Genomic DNA, 17,522 nt, shown 5'->3' with positions numbered 1-17,522 from the left:
AGGCAGACGGCCTGTCAGCGGGCTTTCCCTTTGGGGAGCGCCCGAGCGCGACATGTCTGATATTTGCGGCCGCTCAATGCCAGCGGGCGAGCAATTCCAGCAGCAACAGGTCACCACGCAACGGGCCGCGCAAGGAATCACGGGTACGGTTGGCAGTGATGTACCACTGGTCCAGTGCTTCGTCATCGAGCTGGCTGGACAGCGGCCCCTGCCCGCTCACGGCGCGGGCCTTCATTTCTTCCGCGGCAGCCTGCGCGGCAAACCACAGGCGCTGCGCCGGTTCGTTGTCGAGCCAGCGTTTGGCCACTTCCATGGCTTCACCCCGGCCCGCCGCCAGCGCGCCGAGATCCTTGCGCACTTCCTGCCGCCGGGCCAAGGCACCGTCTTCGGCCCAGGCCAGCGCCAGGCCCGGATTGCCCGCCGCCGCTGTCAATGCGGCGACGGCATCCTTGACGCCCCGCTGCTGCAACCAGGCCAGTGCGTCGTCGTGCGACGGCAGATGGAATTCGATGCGCTGGCAACGACTGCGGATGGTCTGCGGCAACCGCCACGGGGCGTCCGCCACCAGCAGCAGCAAGGTCTGCGGCGACGGTTCTTCCAGCGTTTTAAGCAAGGCGTTGGCAGCCGCCGCATTCATGGCGTCGGCCGGATCAATGCATACGATCTGCCAGCCACCGAACTGGCTTGCCATGGCCAGTCGCGCGGACAGGTCGCGGATCTGGTCCACCACGATCTCACTGCGCTGCACGCCATCCTTGCGCAGGCCGAAACTCAGCGCGGCAAAATCCGGATGCGTACCTGCCGCAAACAGCAGGCAACTGCGGCACTGACCGCACGGCTCGCCATGCTGCGGTTGCTGGCACAGCAGGCCTTCGGCGAAACGACGCATGAAGTCGCGCTTGCCCAGACCCGCCGGTCCGCACAGCAACAGGGCGTGAGGCATCGCGTTCCGCTCGCGCCGCGCCTGCAGTCGCTCCCAATGCTCGGCGTGCCACGGCATGGCGCTCATGCCATGGCCTCGAACAGGTGACGCGTGGCATCCACCGATGCCGCCAGCACCTCGGCCGGCGTCAGCGATGCGTCGATGATACGGAAGCGCCCCGGCTCGGCCGCCGCTCGCGCGCGATACGCCGCGCGCACGCGCTCGAAAAAGTTGTCGCCTTCCACTTCGATGCGATCCGCTTCGCCGCGACCGGCAGCGCGGGCGCGACCCGTAGCCACTGGCAGGTCGAGCAGCAACGTAAGGTCGGGCGTCAGGCCATGGGTGGCCCACTGCTCGAGCAGAGCGATGCGCTCCGCCGGCACACCGCGTCCACCACCCTGATAGGCGTAGCTGGCATCGGTGAAGCGATCGCACAGCACCCATTGACCGGCAGCCAGCGCCGGCTCGATGCACTCGCGCACCAGCTGCGCGCGCGAAGCAAACATCAGCAGCAACTCGGTTTCCGCGCTCATGTCGCGATGGGCCGGATCGAGCACGATGGCGCGCACCGCCTCGCCCAGCGGCGTGCCGCCAGGCTCGCGCGTCTGCACGAGATCCACGCCCTGCTCCCGCAGGTGCTTTTGCAGGCCGGCGAGCAAGGTGCTCTTGCCGGCGCCTTCGCCGCCTTCGAGCGAGATGAGTTTGCCGCGGGTCACAGAGGTCATTGGCAGCGCTTCAACTGAAAACAGGCCACGTTGCGATTGTGTTCGTCCAGCGTACTGGAGAACACGTGCGTACCGTCGCCACGCGCCACGAAATACAGCTCCGAACCGGACGCCGGATGCAGGGCCGCCTCGAGTGCGGGCTTGCCGGGCATGGCGATGGGCGTGGGCGGCAGGCCCTGGCGCGTATAGGTGTTGTAGGGCGTATCGGTAGTGAGATCCGACTTGTGGATGTTACCCGCGTACGCCTCGCCCATGCCGTAGATCACGGTGGGGTCGGTCTGCAGCAGCATGTGGGTCTGCAGTCGGCGGATGAACACGCCGGCAATCCGGGCGCGCTCGTCGGCGCGACCGGTTTCCTTCTCCACGATCGAAGCCAGGATCAGCGCGTCGTACGGCGTGGCCAGCGGCAGCCCCTGGTCGCGCTTGGCCCACAGCGTGTCGAGCATCTTCACCATCGCGGCGTGCGCGCGGCGCAGGATGTCCAGGTCGCTGTCGCCTTTCACATAGGCATAGGTTTCAGGCAGGAAGCGACCTTCCGGCATCTCGCCCGGCGCGCCGATCTTCGCCATCAGGGCCGCGTCATCCAGCGCGGCACCGTCCTGCCGGAGCTTGTCGGCCTTGGCCAGGGCCTGGCGCAGGTCACGGAAGTTCCAGCCGTCCACGATGGTGAAGTTGCGCTGGACCACCTTGCCGGCGGCCATGTTGAGCAGCAGATCGCGCGGCGTCATGCCCGTGGTCAACGCGTACTCGCCGGCATGCAGGCGACCGGCCACGCGAAGCTGTTCCGCCAGCACGCGCCAGTACAGCGGCCCGGTGTTCGTTGCCTGCTGGGCACGAAGCAGACCCACCACGTCACGCAGGTTGCTGCCCTTGGCCACATCCACGCTCGGCGTCTGCGCCGACACCGTCAGTGGCGTACCGACAAAACGCTGATAGTCCACCCAGCCGTAGACGAGGCTGCCAGCCACCGCCAGCAACACCAGCACGATCAACCCGCGCCAGAACGCTCGCCCCTGCATCTTGCCTCGACTCATGCCTGCTCCATCGGGAAACCCAGGTCGCGCCAGTGCTGTTGCAAGGCGCGAGTAACCGGACCGGGAACATACACGGTATCGCCCACGGCCTGAACAGGCAGAACGCCCCGGACGCTGGAACTGAGGAAAACCTCGCTGGCCCGCGCAAGATCAGTCGGATGCAGATCCGAGACCACGGCCTGCGGTCGCGCCGCGAGCAGCTCGGCCCGGGCCACCCCGGCGACGCCGCAACGATCCAGCGCGGGCGTGACCAGGCGCTCATCGATGACGGCGAACAGATTGCTCATGGTGCCCGACATCACCCACCCGCCGGCATCGCACATCAGGCCTTCGGCCACCGCGGGATCCGACCACTCGGCGCGCGCCAGCACCTGCTCCAGCCGGTTGAGATGCTTCAGGCCCGCCAGCAGCGGCTGCGCGGAAAGCCGTGTGTCGCACCAGCGCACGCGCACCCCGGAAAGGTAGGCCTCACCACTCATCAGGGGCGCGTCAAAACCGGCGACGACGCGGGTCACCGTCGGCGACGGCGGCGGCGCGTAGCCACGTTCGCCCACGCCACGGGTCAGTGTGATCCGCACCACCGCATGCACGATGCCATGCGTGACCTCGCCCGCCTCACGCAGCAGCGCTTCGGGATCAGGCTGCGGCAGGCGCAGCCGGCGGCAACCCTCGCGCAGGCGATCCATATGCCGCGACCACAGCGGTGCCACGCCATGCACGAAACGTATCGTTTCAAACAGTCCGTCACCGTAGGACAGGCCGCGATCGAACACCGAGATCATCGCCGCCGGTTCGCCATTGACCAGCACGCGGTGGGACATCAGCCCTGCACTCCCAGCGCGCGCAACAGGCCGCGGGCCTTGGCGCGTGTTTCGTCCAGCTCCCTCTCCGCCACCGAATCGGCCACGATGCCGGCACCGGCGCGCAGACTCACGTCGGCGCCCGACTGCGTGAACGTGCGGATCAGGATATTCAGGTCGAGATCGCCGTTGCGGTCCAGATAGCCCATGGCACCGGTGTACGCGCCGCGCGGCGCGTTCTCCAGCGAGGCGATGATTTCCATGCAGCGCACCTTGGGGCAGCCGGTGATGGTGCCACCCGGGAACGTGGCCGCGATGACCTCACCCGGCGTGACGTCGTCACGCAGCCGGCCACGCACGTTCGACACGATGTGGTGCACGTGCGCATAGCTCTCGACCACCATCAGCTCGTTGACCTCGACCGTGCCCGGCACGCACACGCGCCCCAGGTCATTGCGCTCCAGGTCGATCAGCATGACGTGCTCGGCGCGCTCCTTGGGATGCGTGCTGAGTTCGCGGATGCGCTCCACGTCATCGTCGCCGGGCGTACGGGGGCGCGTACCCGCAATCGGACGTGTCTGCGCGAGTCCGTCCCGCACTTCCACCAGGCGCTCCGGCGACGAGCTCACCACCGCCCACGTTGGCTGCTGGAACAGGCCAGCGAATGGCGCGGGGTTGGCCCGTCGCAACGACTGGTACAGCTGAGCCGGTGTCGGCGACGTGGCGAAGTGCGCACGCCACGCGCGCGACAGATTCACCTGGAAAATGTCGCCGGCATGCAGGTGCTCGTGGATGCGTGCCACGCCATCAAGGAACAGCGCCGGCTCGTCTTCCTCGCAAGCCGTGGCGACTGGCAACGCCGGCACGTCGAGCGGCGCGGCGAGATCCGCCTCCATCCGGTCGAGCAAGGCCTGCTGCCCGTCTTCGGCCACCAGCACGGTGCAGCCGCGCGCGTGATCGACGATCACCGCCGCCGGGCAACGCAAGGCAATGGCCGTCGGGACGACATCGGGTGCACGCAGGCGCAGGCGGGTTTCGATTTCCCCGACCAGTTCGTAGGCCAGCAACAGCAGCCAGCCACCATGAAACGGCAGATCGCTCGCCGGATCACGCGGCAGGCGTTCCGCGCGCCATGCGTCATCCAGCACGTCGAGGAAACGGCCGGCTCGCGGCCGGGCCTGACCGTCGACGAGCGACCCATCCATGAGCTGGCCGTCGGCGAGCAGGGCCAGCGTTTCCTGCGGAAACGCGAAAAGAATGTCGTAACGCGACTGCGGCGTGCCATGCGTCACGCTCTGCAGCAGGCCCGGATAGCGCTCCGGAAATGCAGCGGCCGGCGCGAGGAGATCGCGCCGGCCGTGCAGGGTCTTGCGAAGGACGCCGGTCACGCCGCTCAAACGCGACGGAAGGCCAGCGTGCCGTTGGTGCCACCAAAACCGAACGAGTTGGAGATGGCCACGTCGAACTTGGCGTCGCGCGCGGTGTGCGGCACGAAGTCGAGATCGCAGCCTTCGCCCGGCTCGTCGAGGTTGATGGTCGGCGGCAACACCTGGTCGCGCAGGGCGAGGATGGTGAAGATCGCTTCCACGCCACCGGCGGCACCCAGCAGGTGGCCGGTGGCCGACTTGGTCGAGCTCATGGCCAGCTTGTAGGCGTGGTCACCAAACACGCGCTTGGCGGCCAGCACTTCGCCCAGGTCGCCCAGCGGCGTCGAGGTACCGTGCGCGTTCACGTACTGCACGTCGGTCGGGTTGAGTCCACCGTCCTTCAGCGCGGTTTCCATGCTGCGCGCGGCACCTTCGCCACCTTCGCTCGGCGCGGTGATGTGGAACGCGTCGCCGCTCATGCCGAAACCGACCAGCTCGGCGTAGATCTTCGCGCCGCGGGCCTTGGCATGTTCGTACTCTTCCAGCACCAGCACGCCGGCGCCGTCGGACAGCACGAAACCGTCGCGGTCCTTGTCCCACGGACGGCTGGCCTTGGTCGGCGCGTCGTTGCGGGTGGACATGGCCTTGGCCGAGCAGAAGCCCGCCATGGCGGTGCCGGTGGTGGCGAACTCGGCGCCGCCGGCGATCATCACGTCGGCATCGCCGTACTGGATCATGCGCGCGGCCAGGCCGATGTTGTGCGTACCGGTGGTGCACGCGGTCACGCAGGCGATGTTCGGGCCCTTCAGGCCGTTCATGATCGACAGGTGGCCGGAGACCATGTTGATGATCGACGATGGCACGAAGAACGGCGACACGCGACGCGGGCCCTTGTCGTGCAGTTCGACCGCCGTATGTTCGATGGTGTGCAGGCCACCGATGCCTGCCGCCACGGCCACGCCGATGCGCGGCGCGTTGGCTTCCGTCACTTCCAGGCCGGAGTCGCGCAGGGCTTGCGTGCCCGCGGCGATGCCGTAGTGGATGAACGGATCCATCTTCTTGATCTCTTTGGCCGCGATCCATTGCGCCGGATCGAAGTCACGGACCTGACCGGCAATGCGCGTGGCATAGGCGGTAGCGTCGAAATGGGTAACCTCACCGATGCCGCTGACGCCCTTCAGGATGTTGTCCCAGGCGGTCACGATATCGTTGCCGACCGGCGAAATGATGCCGAGGCCGGTTACAACCACACGTCGTTTGCTCATGCTGATCTTCCCATGTGTTTCCGTGGCGCTGTCGCTGGCGACAGGCGGTCTGCGTCTTCCGCGGCCACGTCATCCGGGCCGTGGGCACGCTGCGCGCACCATACGGGATCGGACGTTGCAAAATGCAGAAACGAAAACTGCGCCAATGTGGCGCAGCTTCCGGTATCGCTGATGGACTGACGCATCATTGGATGCGCCTGTCGCATGGGAGCGATCACTCCTTGGTGTGGGCCTTGATGTAGTCGACAGCCTGCTGCACCGTGGTGATCTTCTCGGCTTCTTCGTCCGGAATCTCGGTCTCGAACTCTTCCTCGAGAGCCATCACCAGTTCAACGGTGTCCAGCGAATCAGCGCCCAGATCGTCCACGAACGAAGCGTTCGCCGTGACTTCCTCTTCCTTCACGCCCAGCTGCTCGATGACGATTTTCTTGACGCGCTCTTCGATGGTGCTCATGTTGCCAATACCTCCCAAGGAGTAGTTACCTGATCAACGCCGGCCTGTGGCCGACATATGGCCGGCGGATTGTAGTGGCTAAGCCCCTGGGCCGCCATGATCCGCCAGCTGTCGTTAAACGCAGGCCACGGGACCGGCGCGAAAGAAGCAATTGTCGCCTAAAACGATGGAGCTTGCGACAACTCCTTGTTAAACCGGCCCGTGCCGGCGCACCGGACACCCATCCAGCAATGCTGGGGGCGGCCCGGCCGTTTGAAACAATAAGGGGCGCGAGAAGGGCTTGGCGCCCTTTCTTCACGCCTTACGGCATGTACATGCCGCCGTTGACGTGCAGGGTCTCGCCCGTGATGTAGGCGGCAGCAGGAGACGCCAGGAAGCCCACCGCCTTCGCGATATCGCTGGCTTCACCCAGACGGCCCAGGGCGATCTGGCCCAGCAGCGCCTGCTTGGATTCTTCCGGCAGCGCACGCGTCATGTCGGTATCGATGAAGCCCGGGGCCACCACGTTCACGGTAATGCCGCGCGAACCGATCTCACGGGCGAGCGACTTGGAGAACGCAATGATGCCGGCCTTGGCCGCCGCGTAGTTGGCCTGGCCCGGGTTGCCGGTCAGGCCGATCACCGAGGCGATCGAGATGATGCGACCCTTGCGCGCCTTCATCATGCCGCGCATCACCGCCTTGGAGGCGCGGTACACGGAGGTGAGGTTGGTATCCAGGATGGCCTGCCAGTCTTCGTCGCGCATGCGCATCAGCAGCTGATCGCGCGTGATGCCTGCGTTGTTGACCAGGATCGACACGGGACCGAATTCCTTGGCAATGCCATCGATCAGCGCGTCGATGGAAGCGCCGTCGGTCACGTTGAGCATGCGGCCATGGCCGCCGTTCGCGGCAAGACGCTCACCAATCGCCGCTGCACCACTTTCGCTGGTCGCCGTGCCGATGACGGTGGCGCCCTGCGATGCGAGCTCATCGGCAATGGCAGCGCCGATGCCGCGGCTGGCGCCGGTCACGAGGGCAATTTCACCTTGCAGGGGCTTGCTCATCTGTCATTTCCCTTTGATGGCTGGGCATGGATCGACCCAGTCCGCTTGAATGTGTTGGTTGCCGGAAAAACTCAGGCCCACTCGGTACGAGCGGCGTCCATCTCGGCCGGCGTGCCGATGGCGCGAGCCTCGACGCTCTTGTCGATGCGCTTGATCAGGCCAGCCAGCACCTTGCCCGGACCCGCCTCGGCCACGCGCGTCGCACCACCGGCGACCAGCGCCTGCACGCATTCGGTCCAGCGCACCGGCAGGTAGAGCTGGCGCTGCAGTGCACCGCGAATGTCTTCCAGCGTGCCGTAGCTGCGGGCCTCGGCGTTCTGCACCACCGGGATCGAAGGCAGCGTCCAGGCGATGGAGGCCATGCGCTCGCCCAGGCGGTCCGCGGCGTCGCGCATCAGCGCGCAGTGCGACGGCACCGACACGGCCAGCTTGATGGCCTTCTTCACACCCTGTTCTGCCAACTTGGCCAGCGCGCGATCCACTGCCTCGGCGTTGCCCGCGATGACGAGCTGGCCCGGCGAATTGAAATTGGCCGGCGACACCACCTGCCCTTGCGCCACTTCTTCGCACACCGCGGCGATCTGGGCATCGTCGCCGCCCAGGATGGCCGCCATGGCACCCACGCCCGGCGGCACCGCCGCCTGCATCAGGCGACCGCGCTCAGCCACCAGCGCGGCAGCATCATGCAGCGACAGGGCACCGGCGCACACCAGCGCGCTGTATTCACCCAGGCTGTGGCCGGACAGCTGCGCGGGCTGCGTACCGCCGAGCTTCTGCCACACGCGCCACACGGCCACGCTGCCCGCCAGCAAGGCCGGCTGCGTGTTTTCCGTGCGATTGAGATCTTCTTCCGGACCCTGCTGGCTCAGCGCCCACAGGTCGACACCCGCGCCCTGCGACGCCTCGTCAAACGTAGCCTTCACTTCCGGATGCGCGGTGGCCAGTTCGGCCAGCATGCCGACGGACTGCGAACCCTGGCCCGGGAAAACGAAAGCGAGGTTGGCGGCGGTCTGGGTCATGGATGAAGAGATTTCCGAAATCGAAAAACGGAATGGTGCCAGCATTCGCCGCCATACGCAGCTGTATTTGGCTGGAAATGGGTATTTGACCGCCTTCACGGCGAGGCCAGACCCTGATTTCAGCCGTCATTCCGGCGTAGGCCGGAATCCAGCGCCTCTTTTCATGGTCGTCGCCCTGAAATTCATTCGCAGGAGCCGATCCGTATCGCTACTGGATTCCGGCCTACGCCGGAATGACCAGCAAAAGAGTCACAAGCACCTCGCGCCCGCACCAGAGTGACGGGCAAAGAAAAGCCGCCATGCAGGCGGCTCTTCTTCCGTACGGCAATGAACAGCGATCAGTAACGCAGCAGCGCCGACGCCCAGGTGAAACCACCGCCGAACGCTTCCAGCAGCAGGTTCTGGCCGCGCTTCACCTTGCCCGAGCGCACGGCGTAATCCAGCGCCAGCGGCACGGAACCCGACGAGGTATTGGCATGCTCCTGCACGGTCACGATCACCTGCTCCATCGGCATCTTCAGGCGCTTGGCCGTGGCTTCGATGATGCGCAGGTTGGCCTGGTGCGGAATCAGCCAGTCGATCTGCGACTCGTCCATGCCGGCGGCCTGCAGCGTTTCATCGACCAGCGAATCGAGCGTCTTCACGGCGACCTTGAACACTTCACGGCCGGCCATGTTGATGCGCACGCCGTGGTTGGGTTCGTCCTTGAAGCCGGCCGACACGCCCACCGGGTTGTACAGCAGATGCTTGAAGCCGCCATCGGCATGCAGCAGCGTGGCGTAGATGCCCGGCTCTTCCGAGGCTTCCAGCACCACCGCGCCCGCGCCGTCGCCGAACAGCACGCAGGTTTCGCGCTCGTTCCAGTCGATCATGCGGGTCAGCGTTTCCGCGCCGATCACCAGCACCTTCTTGGACTGGCCGCTACGGATGAACTTGTCGGCGATGCCCAAGGCATAGACGAAGCCCGAGCAAGCCGCGTTGACGTCAAACGCCGCGCAACCATTGGCACCCAGGCGGTGCTGAACAAGGCAGGCGGTGGACGGGAAAATGATGTCCGGCGTGGTCGTGCCCAGCACGATCAGGTCGAGCTCGGACGCCTTGACGCCGGCGGCCTCCAGGGCGCGCTCCGCGGCCTCGGTGGCGAGATCGCCGGTGGTCTGGCCTTCAGCGGCAATGTGACGGCGCTGAATGCCGGTGCGCGACACAATCCATTCGTCGCTGGTCTCGACGATCTTCTCGAGATCGGCGTTGGTCACCACTCGCTCGGGCAGCGCGCTGCCGGTGCCGGTGATGCGGGCGTAGATCTGGGCCATTAACTTTCCATGCGACGGATGAGGAGGGCGCGACGCTCATGATGAGCCCGGGCCAGCCTCCAAACCGCCAACGTTACGTGGGTGATCGCACAAACGCAAAGCGGCGCGAAATCGCGCCGCCATGCGGAACCGTATCCCTTGCGGGAACGATCAATCCTCTTCAGGCACCGAGGTGTTGGTGTCGATGACCTTCTTACCGCGGTAGTAGCCATCCTTGGTGACGTGATGGCGCAGGTGCACCTCGCCACTGGTCGGATCGGTGGCCAGCTGCACGGTCTTCAGCGCATCGTGCGAACGACGCATGCCGCGGGTGGACGGGGTCTTGCGGCTCTTGGCAACGGCCATGGCGAATCTCCAGCTAAATCAACGTTTCTTGAGTTCGCGCAAAACCGCGAACGGGTTATCGGGACGCCCCTCACTGGAGGATTCCTCCGGCCCGGGACCTTCTACTTCTTCAGGCAACACGCTGTCCGGGTTGATCGGGATCAACGGCAGCGCCAACAACAATTCGTCTTCGATGACGTCCAGCAGACTCAGCTTGCCGTCGTCGGCGACCAGCAACGGCTCGACATTCGGCGGCAAGGCCGCTTCTTCGCGCTCGAAACGGATCAACCCAAGCCGGCTATCGACCGTCAGGGGCAACACAAACGGCTCCAAGGAGCGCTGGCATGTCAGCGTGAGCGGAGCCTGGACGCGGACATCGAGGTACGCCGTACCAAACTCGTCCCGACCAAAATCCAGCTCGTATTGCGCCGTTCCTTCCGTACTGGCCAGGGCCTCGCCCAGTCGCTTCATGGCGACCACGGGCAATTCCCCCTGGAACGAACGCCGCGCCGAGACCATGCGCCAAGCGTCCACGGACTCTGGCAGTGTCACGGACATAGACATGAAATCTTAGGATTACAACGTGTTGAAGTCAACGGGTGGATTGCCCTGCAACCACCGTAAACGCGTATTTTGCCTGAATGGCCTCGGTACGGCAGACTTTGGGCCAACTTTCCGCGAGTCTGCCGCCCCGTGAACTCCTACCTGATCCCCGGCTTTGCCGCCCTGGCGGTGCTTGCCGCGATCCTGGTCGGCGCTGGCCTGGCCTACCGCCGACGCGCCGATCGCCGGGCTGCCAGCCTGCTCCAGCTGCTGGAGCTGGCCGACAAACTGGAAGCCGATCTCAAGACCTGCAGGGCCGGCCTGCAACAGGCGCACGCGGTGATGTCATTGAATCCCGACCTGCCGGCCTCCAGCGAACAGGAAGCGCGCCACGCCATCGACGCAGGCCTTCGCTCGCTGTTGCAGCAGCGCATCTGGATCCGCGACAAGGCGCCCCGGGCATCTCAGGACGAACTGGACAGCACCGTCTCATCCATGAATGAAACGCGTAACCGCCTGCGCCCCCTGCTGGCCGCCCTGGATCGCGCCCAGCATGATCTGGATAGCGCCATGCGCGAACACCTGCGGCGGGAGCACGACGCATGAGCGTGCCCAGCCTGGTGCTCGGCTCCACCTCGCGCTACCGCGCCGAGCTGCTGCGCCGCCTTTATGCCGACTTCCAGCAGCGGGCGCCCGGCGTGGACGAAGCGCCGCTTCCCGATGAAACGCCCCGCGAGCGGGCCCTGCGCCTGGCCATCGCCAAGGCGCGCGCCGCCGCCGATGGGTTGGAGGACGCGCTGGTGATCGGCTCCGACCAGGTCGCCGAACTGGCCGGCGTGGTGCTCGACAAACCCGGCACACCCGAACGCGCCCGCGCCCAGCTGACCGCCAGCTCCGGCCATGCCGTGCATTTCCACACCGCGCTGTGCCTGCACGACACGCGCACGGGACAGGATCGCTTGCACGTCGATCACACCGTGGTGATGTTCCGCAGCCTGTCGCCGGAGGAAATCGCGCGCTACATCGAGCGCGAACAGCCGCTGGACTGCGCCGGCAGTTTCAAGTGCGAAGGGCTCGGCATCAGCCTGTTCGAGCGCATCGACAATGAGGATCCGTCGGCACTTATCGGCCTGCCGCTGATCGCACTGACGCGATTGCTGCGCGAGGCGGGCATCGCCCTGCCCTGACGCTGTTCAGCGCAACGCCCCCGCCTCCACGGCACGCAGCAGGATCGGGCACGCCTCGCGCCTCTCCGGTTTGATCGGCGGCGATGCTGGCACCCTTCCCGCATAGAAGGCGATGCGCCGACGACCGTTGAACAGATCAAGCCGCCGCATCGGTTGCAGGTCATCAATGCGTGCGCACAGGGAGCCCAGCCACTCCGCCCGCATCCGCTCGGGCAACGCGGTTTCATCCACCGCCAGCAGCATGGGCCGACCACCCTGCACACGGTGCAGCGCGGCTTCGTCGAGCTGCCAGATGGCCAGTTGCGGCGCGCGCCCATGCTTGGTGTTGAGCGGGCTATCCAGCGCATACACCGGCACGCGGCCATCCAGCTGAAAGTCGATCTCCGCCGCCAGCATGAAGTTGTCCGCCACCAGCACGCCGCCGTGCGTATCGATCAGTTGCCTGGCCATGTCTCCGCTCTCGCGCCAGCCAACGAAGCGCGCAGGGAACGCCTTCATGCCGTCGAGCACGACGGCGCCACGATCAGTGGCAGCCAGACCCAGATAGGTCAGGCCAAACAGGTGCCCCATCCCCGCCATGGCGAAAGCCGCTACCAGCCAGCCTTTGCGCAAGGGCGATTGCGCGCGCAACAGCACCGGCAAAGTCGCAAGCAAAGGGAGATAGCCCGGCAGCGGCCAGTGCGCGCGGAAACGCAGGTCATCCGCGAACAGACCCAGCACGAAATACACGCCAAAGAAGCAACAGGAAACCACGGCGATGACATCCCACGGGCGCCCCTCGCCCCGACGACGCCAGCTTTGCCACGCCGCCCAGAGCAGCAACGCGTACAGCAAGGGCGTACACGCCACCGCCTGTTCCAGTGGCTGCACCAGCGCATCGGCATGGAATTGCCAGGGGTTGCGCTCCACCAGCTGAAACGCCACGCCCGCGCCATGCTGCTGCCAGTTCGATACGAGCACGGGGATCAAACCCAGCGCCGAGACGCCCAACGCCAGCCACAAACCCGGGCGCCTCCACTGCAGGCGGCCTCGCGGCGTCAGCGCGCAGAACAGCAGGCCGGCCAACATGGGCATCGCGGCGCGATAGTGGGTCAGCCAGCAAACACCCAGCGACAGGCCAAGCATCAGCCAATCGCGCCAGCCGTCGCGATCCAGCGCGCCCATCAATGCCAGCAGCGCCAGCATGATCGCCACCGTGAGTGGCACATCCGGCAAGGCGAGCACACCCAGGCTGCCACCCAGCGGCAGCGCGAGGCAAAGCAAGGCGGCCTGCCAGCCGACGCGTTCGTCGAATGCCTCACGGGCAAAACTGCGCACCAGCCACGGCAATGTGCTGCCGATCAGCAGGAAGGGCCAGCGCATGCCAAGCACGCTGTGCCCGGCCACCGCTTCGCCGACATGGATCAACCAGGCCGTGAGCGGCGGCAGGTCGCTGTAGCCCCAGGCAAGGTGACGGCTCTCCTGCCAGTAGAACGCCTCATCACCAAAGGGCGACAGCGTTGCGGCGAGCATCAGCTTGATGATGCAGAGCAGTGCGAAAGCGGTCACGAAGACGGCTCGCCAGCGCGCAAGACCCGGGACTACACTGCGGGCGTCCCGCATGAGCCCTGCCCCGCTCCCTTCTCCCTCTCGCCAGAACCCCATGTCCGCCATTACTCCGCTGCACGATGAATCGCTACGCACGCGCCTGGATGCCGCCATGGCCCAGGTCAATCGCGTGCTGCTGGGCAAGCCACGCCAGGTCAAGCTGGCCTTCACCTGCCTGCTGGCAGGCGGCCACCTTCTACTCGAAGACGTACCCGGCGTGGGCAAGACCACCCTCGCCCATGCACTGGCGGCTTCCTTCGCGCTGGATTTCCAGCGCGTGCAGTTCACCAGCGACCTGCTGCCCTCCGACATTATCGGAGTGAGCGTGTACGAGCGAGAGACGGGGCAGTTCCGCTTCCACCCCGGCCCGATCTTCACCGGCCTGCTGCTGGCCGACGAAATCAACCGCGCCACGCCGAAGACCCAGAGCGCCCTGCTCGAAGCCATGGCAGAAGGCCAGGTCACCGTGGACGGCCAGACGCACATACTGCCGCAGCCTTTCTTCGTGGTCGCCACACAGAACCCGCTGGACCTCGCTGGCACTTTCCCGTTGCCCGATTCGCAGCTGGACCGCTTCATGCTGCGCGTTTCGCTCGACTACCCCGACGCCACCGCCGAACGCGCGCTGCTCACCGGCAGCGACCGCCGCGATCTGCTCGCCCAGCTCACCCCTCAACTGGATGCCGATGCCTTGGCGGAGCTTTCGCGCCACGCACAGGCGGTAACGGCCAGCGGCGCCTTGCTCGACTACCTGCAGGCACTGCTAGCAGCCAGTCGGCGCCACGCCGATGTACGCGTGGGCCTGTCGCCGCGCGCCGGCCTTGCCCTGCTCGGCGCGGCGCGCGCATGGGCCTTCCTCAGCGGGCGCCAGCACGTGTTGCCCGAAGACATCCAGGCTCTGTTCGTGCCGCTGGCCGCCCATCGACTGGTCACCACGCGTGGCGCCAGCGGCGACAGCCTCGCGCGCAGCCTGCTTGCCGATGTCGCGGTGAATTGATGCAAGAGGCGATTCGTCGCTTCCGGCTCTGGGCGGAGCGGCGCCTGCCGGCACTCACACGCTTCCGGCGACGGGAGAGCCTGCCCATCATGCTGCATCGCCGACGCATCTACATCGTGCCCACCGGTTTCGGTGGTGCCTTCACCGTACTGCTGCTGGTGATGCTGCTGGGTGCGTTGAACTACACCAACAATGCTGCGCTGATGCTGACCTGCCTGTTGGGGGCCACCACGTCCGCAAGCATGCTGGTGGCGTTTCGCAGCCTGAACGGCCTGCGCCTCACCAGCATCCGCCACGGACATGCCATTGCCGGCGAACCGATGGTGTTGCAACTGGTGTTTACGGGTGGCGACCACGCACATGCGTCAATCCACGCGGAAATGGACGGCCAGGCCGAAGCCTTTTCGGTGGGGACGCACGGCGAGGTCGTGGTGTCGATGAGCCTGCCCACCGAACATCGAGGCTGGCAGCCGTTGCCGCGCATCAAGCTGTGGAGCTCCTGGCCGCTGGGACTGTTCCTCGCATGGAGCTGGACCCACCCGGACCAGTCCGTGCTGGTCTGGCCCCGCCCCGAAACGGGCGGCCCACCACCGGTGCTGCCGTCCGACGAGGGAAAGCAGCAACGCCTGCATCAGGGTGAGGACGTCGCTGCGTTGCGTAGCTATCGCGCCGGCGATCCGCAGCGCCACATCGCATGGAAACACAGCGCCCGCCACGAGAATCTATTGGTAAAAGATTTCGAGCAACCCGAGGCGCAGGAGGAATGGCGGCTGGACTGGCGGCAGCTCTCGCAGCTTGTTCCCGACATGCGCATTGCACGCCTGGCCCGCTGGCTGGGCGAAGCCGAAGCCGTCGGGCGCCCCACCAGTCTCTGGCTGCCCAATGAAGACATCGGCCTCGGCCACGGCCGCAGCCACTACGCGCACTGCATGAATGCGCTGGCGCGCCTGCCGTGATCCGCTTGCGGCTGTTTCGACGCAAACACCAGCCTCCGCTCGAACAGCGACCGTTCGATCTGCTTTGCATCACCATTGCCGTGGTGCTCGGCGTGCACGCGTCACACCTGCCGTGGTGGCTCACGCTGGCATCCGCGGCCACGCTGGGCTTGCGCTGGTGGCAACGCAGCCGGCACGCCGGGCGCGCGCCGTCCTACTTCAAGCTTCCGTTGGCCGCGCTGCTGGCGGCGGCCGTGGTGTTTCACTACGACACGCTGTTCGGCCGCGAACCGGGCGCCGCCCTGGTCACCGGCCTGCTGGTGCTGAAACTGCTGGAAACGGAAACTTCCAGGGATGCCCGCGTAGCCACCGCGTTTGCCTGTTTTGCACTGATGTCGGCGTTGCTGTTCGACCAGAGCATGCTGGCCACGCTGTTCGTGGCACTGGGCCTGCCGCCGGCCATCGCCACGCTGCGCGCACTGCAGCCGGCGCGGCCATCCGTCACGTTGTCGCGTGAACTGCTCCCGGCCCTCGGCCTGCTGGCGGCTTCCGTTCCATTGGCGCTGGTGGCGTTCGTCTTCGTACCGCGCCTGAACTCTCCGCTGTGGGGAGCACCGGGTGCCGCGCAGGCCCGCTCGGGCCTGAGCCCTGACATGTCGCTGGGCGACTTCGCCGACGTGCTGCTGGACGAACGCCCCGCCATGCGGGTCAGCTTCGAAGGCGCGCCGCCACCGAACAGCCAGCGCTATTTCCGTGCCTATGTGCTGTGGGATTACGACGGCCACACCTGGCGCGGGCGTTCATCCCAGGGCAGCCCCGCACCACTGGAACACGGCCCGGCGCTGCACTACACGATTGCACTGGAGAGCACGGGGCAACGCACGCTGCCGTCACTGGACCTCCCCCTCGAAGCACCCTCCGACGCCCACCTCGGACCCGACCGGGAGTTGCAGGCAGACCGTCCCGTCAATGATCCGCTCATTTATCGGCTCGCTTCCGCGCTGAACTATCGCCAGCCCGCCGAACTAAGCGCGATGGACCAGCGTCGCGCCCTGCATTTGCCGGCCGGCCGGAATCCGCGCGCACGCGCGCTGGGCGAACAGTGGCGAACACAGTACGGTGCCAACGAGGCCGCCATCATCCAGGCCGCCCTGAACCTGTTCCACGACGGTGGCTTCAGCTATCTGCTGTCCCCGCCTCCGCTGGGCGCCAACGCGATGGACGATTTCCTGTTCGGCACACGCGAAGGTTTCTGCGAACACTACGCCTCGTCGTTCACCGTGCTCATGCGCGCGGCCGGCATTCCTGCCCGCGTCGTCACGGGTTACCAGGGTGGTTACTGGAACGCCACGGGTAATTACCTGCTGGTGCGCCAGGCCGATGCGCATGCGTGGAGCGAGGTCTGGCTGCCGCAACGCGGCTGGGTTCGCATTGACCCTACGGCAGCCGTCCGACCTGAACGCGTGAACCAAGGATCCGCCGCAGCCAATGCCGTGACAGCTGACGCGGCACAGAACCAGTGGTTACTTTCGTTGCGCAATCGCTGGGATTTCGTCAACCAGTGGTGGAACCAAGGCGTTATCGGTTTTGACACGCTTCGACAGCATGGGCTGTTGACGTCGTTTGGCGTGCAGGACCCCAGCGTGGGCACGTTGGGATTGCTGCTCGCCATTGGCGGATCGCTGACGGCGTTGCTTGGCCTGTCCTGGGCGCTATGGAAGCGACCGGAGGCGGATCAGGCACGTGCAGCGATGCAGTTGCTGGAAAAACGGCTGGCCGGAGCGGGCGTGGTCCGTCGCCCCAGCGAAGGGCCGCAGCACTACTTCAGCCGCGCCGCGCGGACTCTCCCCGGTCAGCGCGTCGAGCTGGAACACCTGAAGAGGACCTATCTCGAGCTGCGTTATGCGCACGAGGAACCGCCAGCAGACCTGCTAAAGAACTTTCGACAGGCAGCGCGGGACTTTCGGCCGCGTCGCGTGTTCAAATGATATTGAACCGTGGATGC

At 66.1% G+C, this 17,522-nt stretch carries 19 protein-coding genes; 6 read left to right on the top strand and 13 right to left on the bottom strand.

The features are described from left to right. Positions 1–73 precede the first annotated feature (73 nt). The 9 genes from holB to fabD form a co-directional block, all read right to left on the bottom strand. A complete protein-coding gene (gene holB, locus H8F01_RS17550) occupies positions 74–1,009 on the bottom strand; it encodes a DNA polymerase III subunit delta' (RefSeq protein ID WP_187056332.1) in 936 nt (311 codons plus the stop codon). Further along, a complete protein-coding gene (gene tmk / locus H8F01_RS17545; RefSeq protein WP_187056331.1) occupies positions 1,006–1,647 on the bottom strand; it encodes a dTMP kinase in 642 nt (213 codons plus the stop codon). Before tmk ends, holB begins: the two co-directional genes overlap by 4 nt. Continuing rightward, complete coding sequence (gene mltG / locus H8F01_RS17540) at positions 1,644–2,681, bottom strand: endolytic transglycosylase MltG (RefSeq protein ID WP_187056330.1); 1,038 nt, start codon at positions 2,679–2,681, stop codon at positions 1,644–1,646. Before mltG ends, tmk begins: the two co-directional genes overlap by 4 nt. Then, entirely contained in the window at positions 2,678–3,502 is an 825-nt protein-coding gene (pabC, locus tag H8F01_RS17535; RefSeq protein WP_187056329.1) for an aminodeoxychorismate lyase, read from the bottom strand. The genes mltG and pabC overlap by 4 nt, the downstream gene beginning before the upstream one ends. Next, a complete protein-coding gene (locus H8F01_RS17530; protein ID WP_187056328.1) occupies positions 3,502–4,869 on the bottom strand; it encodes an aminodeoxychorismate synthase component I in 1,368 nt (455 codons plus the stop codon). The genes pabC and H8F01_RS17530 overlap by 1 nt, the downstream gene beginning before the upstream one ends. 5 nt (positions 4,870–4,874) lie before the next feature. Then, complete coding sequence (gene fabF, locus H8F01_RS17525) at positions 4,875–6,113, bottom strand: beta-ketoacyl-ACP synthase II (RefSeq protein WP_187056327.1); 1,239 nt, start codon at positions 6,111–6,113, stop codon at positions 4,875–4,877. 214 nt (positions 6,114–6,327) lie between these two features. Next, positions 6,328–6,567: an acyl carrier protein gene (gene acpP, locus H8F01_RS17520; protein WP_019466215.1), complete on the bottom strand. Its 240-nt coding sequence runs from the start codon at positions 6,565–6,567 to the stop codon at positions 6,328–6,330. A 301-nt stretch (positions 6,568–6,868) separates the two neighbouring features. Next, entirely contained in the window at positions 6,869–7,612 is a 744-nt protein-coding gene (gene fabG, locus H8F01_RS17515; protein WP_187056326.1) for a 3-oxoacyl-ACP reductase FabG, read from the bottom strand. 71 nt (positions 7,613–7,683) lie between these two features. Then, entirely contained in the window at positions 7,684–8,631 is a 948-nt protein-coding gene (fabD, locus tag H8F01_RS17510; RefSeq protein ID WP_187056325.1) for an ACP S-malonyltransferase, read from the bottom strand. Here fabD and H8F01_RS17505 point away from each other — a divergent pair. Beyond that, a complete protein-coding gene (locus tag H8F01_RS17505; RefSeq protein WP_187056324.1) occupies positions 8,630–8,911 on the top strand; it encodes a hypothetical protein in 282 nt (93 codons plus the stop codon). The genes fabD and H8F01_RS17505 overlap by 2 nt on opposite strands. 58 nt (positions 8,912–8,969) lie before the next feature. Here the strand turns inward: H8F01_RS17505 and H8F01_RS17500 are convergent, their stop codons facing one another. From H8F01_RS17500 to H8F01_RS17490, 3 genes are all read right to left on the bottom strand, one after another. Beyond that, positions 8,970–9,944, bottom strand: a complete 975-nt coding sequence (locus H8F01_RS17500) for a beta-ketoacyl-ACP synthase III (protein ID WP_187056323.1) — start codon at positions 9,942–9,944, stop codon at positions 8,970–8,972. A gap of 150 nt (positions 9,945–10,094) precedes the next feature. After that, a complete protein-coding gene (gene rpmF / locus H8F01_RS17495) occupies positions 10,095–10,289 on the bottom strand; it encodes a 50S ribosomal protein L32 (RefSeq protein WP_187056322.1) in 195 nt (64 codons plus the stop codon). Positions 10,290–10,307: 18 nt separating this feature from the next. Further along, the gene (locus H8F01_RS17490; protein WP_187059354.1) at positions 10,308–10,787 is read right to left on the bottom strand and encodes a YceD family protein; all 480 of its coding nucleotides are present in this window, start codon (positions 10,785–10,787) and stop codon (positions 10,308–10,310) included. A 174-nt stretch (positions 10,788–10,961) separates the two neighbouring features. Between H8F01_RS17490 and H8F01_RS17485 the strand changes: the two genes are divergently transcribed. Both H8F01_RS17485 and H8F01_RS17480 read left to right on the top strand, forming a co-directional pair. Beyond that, positions 10,962–11,417 carry a hypothetical protein gene (locus H8F01_RS17485; protein WP_187056321.1) on the top strand — a complete coding sequence of 152 codons (456 nt, stop codon included), beginning with the start codon at positions 10,962–10,964 and terminating at the stop codon, positions 11,415–11,417. Continuing rightward, positions 11,414–11,998, top strand: coding sequence for a Maf family protein (locus H8F01_RS17480; RefSeq protein WP_274380557.1), 585 nt, complete (start codon positions 11,414–11,416; stop codon positions 11,996–11,998). The genes H8F01_RS17485 and H8F01_RS17480 overlap by 4 nt, the downstream gene beginning before the upstream one ends. A gap of 6 nt (positions 11,999–12,004) precedes the next feature. Here the strand turns inward: H8F01_RS17480 and H8F01_RS17475 are convergent, their stop codons facing one another. Further along, positions 12,005–13,546: an ArnT family glycosyltransferase gene (locus tag H8F01_RS17475; protein ID WP_238481034.1), complete on the bottom strand. Its 1,542-nt coding sequence runs from the start codon at positions 13,544–13,546 to the stop codon at positions 12,005–12,007. 94 nt (positions 13,547–13,640) lie between these two features. Here H8F01_RS17475 and H8F01_RS17470 point away from each other — a divergent pair, with 94 nt between their 5' ends. From H8F01_RS17470 to H8F01_RS17460, 3 genes are read left to right on the top strand one after another with little or no spacing between them, the layout of a single operon-like run. Continuing rightward, a complete protein-coding gene (locus tag H8F01_RS17470) occupies positions 13,641–14,582 on the top strand; it encodes an AAA family ATPase (RefSeq protein ID WP_187056319.1) in 942 nt (313 codons plus the stop codon). Further along, a complete protein-coding gene (locus H8F01_RS17465; RefSeq protein WP_187056318.1) occupies positions 14,582–15,538 on the top strand; it encodes a DUF58 domain-containing protein in 957 nt (318 codons plus the stop codon). The genes H8F01_RS17470 and H8F01_RS17465 overlap by 1 nt, the downstream gene beginning before the upstream one ends. Next, positions 15,535–17,505: a transglutaminase TgpA family protein gene (locus H8F01_RS17460; protein ID WP_338017285.1), complete on the top strand. Its 1,971-nt coding sequence runs from the start codon at positions 15,535–15,537 to the stop codon at positions 17,503–17,505. The genes H8F01_RS17465 and H8F01_RS17460 overlap by 4 nt, the downstream gene beginning before the upstream one ends. The last annotated feature ends 17 nt before the right edge of the window (positions 17,506–17,522 follow it).

The sequence above is a fragment of the Dyella telluris genome (assembly GCF_014297575.1).
Lineage (GTDB): Bacteria > Pseudomonadota > Gammaproteobacteria > Xanthomonadales > Rhodanobacteraceae > Dyella > Dyella telluris.
Note: the sequence above shows the minus strand (reverse complement) of the source record. Positions and strands in the feature narration are given on the sequence as shown.

Coding starts and splice junctions, on each gene's coding strand:
- holB (WP_187056332.1), bottom strand. CDS start 1,009: ATGAGCGCCATGCCGTGGCACGCCGAGCATTGGGAGCGACTGCAGGCG.
- tmk (WP_187056331.1), bottom strand. CDS start 1,647: ATGACCTCTGTGACCCGCGGCAAACTCATCTCGCTCGAAGGCGGCGAA.
- mltG (WP_187056330.1), bottom strand. CDS start 2,681: ATGAGTCGAGGCAAGATGCAGGGGCGAGCGTTCTGGCGCGGGTTGATC.
- pabC (WP_187056329.1), bottom strand. CDS start 3,502: ATGTCCCACCGCGTGCTGGTCAATGGCGAACCGGCGGCGATGATCTCG.
- fabF (WP_187056327.1), bottom strand. CDS start 6,113: ATGAGCAAACGACGTGTGGTTGTAACCGGCCTCGGCATCATTTCGCCG.
- acpP (WP_019466215.1), bottom strand. CDS start 6,567: ATGAGCACCATCGAAGAGCGCGTCAAGAAAATCGTCATCGAGCAGCTG.
- fabG (WP_187056326.1), bottom strand. CDS start 7,612: ATGAGCAAGCCCCTGCAAGGTGAAATTGCCCTCGTGACCGGCGCCAGC.
- H8F01_RS17505 (WP_187056324.1), top strand. CDS start 8,630: ATGGATGAAGAGATTTCCGAAATCGAAAAACGGAATGGTGCCAGCATT.
- fabD (WP_187056325.1), bottom strand. CDS start 8,631: ATGACCCAGACCGCCGCCAACCTCGCTTTCGTTTTCCCGGGCCAGGGT.
- H8F01_RS17500 (WP_187056323.1), bottom strand. CDS start 9,944: ATGGCCCAGATCTACGCCCGCATCACCGGCACCGGCAGCGCGCTGCCC.
- rpmF (WP_187056322.1), bottom strand. CDS start 10,289: ATGGCCGTTGCCAAGAGCCGCAAGACCCCGTCCACCCGCGGCATGCGT.
- H8F01_RS17490 (WP_187059354.1), bottom strand. CDS start 10,787: ATGGTCTCGGCGCGGCGTTCGTTCCAGGGGGAATTGCCCGTGGTCGCC.
- H8F01_RS17480 (WP_274380557.1), top strand. CDS start 11,414: ATGAGCGTGCCCAGCCTGGTGCTCGGCTCCACCTCGCGCTACCGCGCC.
- H8F01_RS17470 (WP_187056319.1), top strand. CDS start 13,641: ATGTCCGCCATTACTCCGCTGCACGATGAATCGCTACGCACGCGCCTG.
- H8F01_RS17465 (WP_187056318.1), top strand. CDS start 14,582: ATGCAAGAGGCGATTCGTCGCTTCCGGCTCTGGGCGGAGCGGCGCCTG.